Below are 2,858 nucleotides of genomic sequence, written 5' to 3'. Positions count from 1 at the left end.
GCCCGGCGTGCCCGGCGACGTCGAGGACATCGAACGCGATCTCGTGCTCATCGGCCTCGTCGGCATGATGGACCCGCCGCGGCCCGACGTGCGCCAGGCCGTGGAAACCTGCCGCACCGCCGGCGTGCGCACCGTCATGATCACGGGCGACCACGCCTCCACCGCGCGCGCCATCGGCCGCGAGCTGGACATCTTCCGCCCCGGCGACCTCGTGGTCACAGGCGCCGAGCTCGACGAGATGGACGACGCGGCGCTCGACGAGGCGGCCCGCAACACCTCGGTGTTCGCCCGCGTGTCGCCCCTGCACAAGCTGCGCATCGTGCGCGCGCTGCAGCATGCCGGCGAGGTGTGCGCCATGACGGGCGACGGCGTGAACGACGCGCCCGCGCTCAAAGCCGCCGACATCGGCGTGGCCATGGGCATCACGGGCACCGACGTGGCGAAGGACGCCTCCGACATGATCCTCATGGACGACCGCTTCACCACCATCGTCTACGCCGTGCGCGAGGGCCGCCGGGTGTTCCGCAACATCCAGAAGGTGGTCTCCTTCCTCGTGGCCGACAACGTGGCTCAGATCGTGGTGCTGCTCACCGCCGTGGCCTTGAATTGGAACGCGCCGCTCACCGCCGTCATGATCCTGTGGGTGAACCTGGCAACCGCCTCGCTGCCCGCGCTCGCGCTGGGCGTGGAGCCCGCCAGCCGCCACATCATGGAGCATCCGCCCATGCGCGTGAACAACCTGCTGGACGGCCCGCTAGCGCGCCGCGTTATCTTTCAGGGCGTGTTCATCGCGGCGCTCGCGCTGGTCGCCTTCGTGATCGGCCAGAACGCGGGCAGCTACGAGCTGGGCTGCACGATGGCGTTCGGCGTGCTGGGATTCTCCCAGGTGCTGCGCTCCCTGAACCAGCGCTCCGCCACCGACCCCGTCTGGGACCGCGAGGGCGCCCGCAACCGCCAGCTGGGGCTCGCCGCGGCGGCCAGCATCGCGCTCATGCTGGTCGTGCTGCTGGTGCCGCCCTTCATCGACGCGTTCGGCGGCACGACGATGGACCTCGGTCAGTGGGCGCTCGTGGTGGGCTTCGCCCTGCTGTCCGTCGTGCAGACCGAAATCGCGAAGGCCATCGGACGCTGGCGCGCGCGCCGCTAAGCGCGCAGTCGCCGGAAAAGGGCATCCTCGCGCGCGAGAGCGCCGCCGTGCACGAACGGCGTATTGCCTACATGCACGCTTTTGACAAGGAAAACGGGTCGGAATGCCCGTACATGCTTGACAAAAACGTGCATGCGAAGGAAAGGCTTGCTGCTCGGACGCATGCGCGTTCGTCCCTCGTCGCTGCTTTGCCTTCGGCGACGGCGAAGTGGCGCTCTGATGGGTTTTCCCCGAACCGCTCATGCTCGCGCTACAATATCGTTTCGCCGATGAACGAACTGCAGAGCGCGCGAAAAAAGGAGGGGGTTGAGCATGGGCGGGATCGAAACCGAGCGCGACCTTTCTCTCGACTCGACGTTCTTCGTCGCGTTCGACCTCACCCATCGCGCGCTCAAAAGCGGGCTGGCGCAGGCCAGCAGCCTCAGCGTGACGCAGTACCGCGTGCTGGTGAAGCTGCTGTCCGCAGGCCCGGACGGCATCGACCAGTCCAGCCTCGGAAAGATGCTCGACCTCAAACCGAACGTGGTGACGCAGGCCGTGAACGCGCTCGCAGCCGCCGGGTACGCGACGCGCCGACGCGCCGGCGACGGCGATAGGCGCGTGCGCACCGTGGGCATCACCGACGCCGGAGCAAGCCATGTGGCGCAGGCCAACGACGCGCTCGTCGAGCGCCTCTACGCCCTGTTCCCCACCGAAGACGCTGCCCACCGCACCATCCTCGAAGCCTCCATCGCAGCCGGCGCGAGCATCGAGGCGCCGCCGCCCGGCGAGACGGCCGGCCGCTACGCCGCTTCGCGGGCGCTCGTGTCGCTGGAACTGGTGAAGCGCGCGATGGAAAGCGCCCTCAAGGCCTCGTGCGGCGCGTCTCTCAGCGAATGCCGCGTGCTGCAGCGCCTCGGCGAGGTGGGCGAGCCGCTGCGCATCGGCGACCTGGCGTCGCAGCTGCAGATGACGGCCGTCGGCGTCGCACGGGCGGTGGACGGCCTGGCCGAGAGAGGATGGGTGGAGCGCCTGGCCAGCCCCCGCGACCGAAAGGCCGTGTTCGCCGCCGCCACGCCCCAGGGCGAGCGGCAGCGGAGGGTCATCGCGCGCACCATCGACCTGCTCGCGCGCAAGCACCTGTGGAGCAGGCTCGACGACCGGCAGCGCCGCGCGCTCGCCCGCACCTGGCGCATCGTCATCGCCGACGTCCAAGCGCGCGAGGAGGCCGAGCGCAAAGCCGCCCTCGGCCTCCTCCAGCCCATCGACTGACGCGCACGCCGTCTGCGCATGGATCGCCGATGCCAGACTTCCGCATGCAAAAACCTTCTCCGCACCGGAAAAAAGACGAGCAAGACGCTCGCACTTTCTTTTTACCGCCATTGGCGGTAAAATACTGGCGGTAAAAATATTCGAGAGGAGGCCTCTGGTGTACGAACCGCCCTTCGACCCCACCGACAAGATTACTGCAACCGCCTTGGATATCGCCGAGATGGTGGGACGGCTCGCACCCGACTCCGCGCTGTCCTCCTCGCCCGTCCTCCATCGCGAGCTGCGTATCAAAACCATACACTCTTCTCTGGCTATCGAGCAGAACACGCTCACAATGGAGCAGGTGACCGATATCATCGACGGCCGGCGCGTCTTCGGTCCGCCCGACGATATCCGGGAGGTCCGGAATGCCAAACGAGCATACGACTTGCTCGGCAACTGGGATCCGCGCAACATGGAC

At 67.9% G+C, this 2,858-nt stretch carries 2 protein-coding genes and 1 pseudogene; all 3 read left to right on the top strand.

Going from position 1 to position 2,858, the window contains the following annotated elements:
• The coding region (locus tag ACMO6A_RS14235; RefSeq protein ID WP_418471455.1) for a cation-translocating P-type ATPase at window positions 1-1,147 on the top strand (1,147 nt) is incomplete at its 5' end.
• A gap of 312 nt (window positions 1,148-1,459) precedes the next feature.
• Window positions 1,460-2,398 carry a MarR family transcriptional regulator gene (locus tag ACMO6A_RS14230; protein WP_009609138.1) on the top strand — a complete coding sequence of 313 codons (939 nt, stop codon included), beginning with the start codon at window positions 1,460-1,462 and terminating at the stop codon, window positions 2,396-2,398.
• Between the two features lie 157 nt (window positions 2,399-2,555).
• Window positions 2,556-2,858, top strand: a pseudogene (locus ACMO6A_RS14225) (Fic family protein); the annotation flags it as partial.

Origin of the sequence: Eggerthella sp. (assembly GCF_048329335.1) — a bacterium.
Lineage (GTDB): Bacteria > Actinomycetota > Coriobacteriia > Coriobacteriales > Eggerthellaceae > Eggerthella > Eggerthella lenta.
The sequence above is the reverse complement of the archived record's forward strand: the minus strand, read 5'-3'. Positions and strand labels throughout refer to the sequence as shown.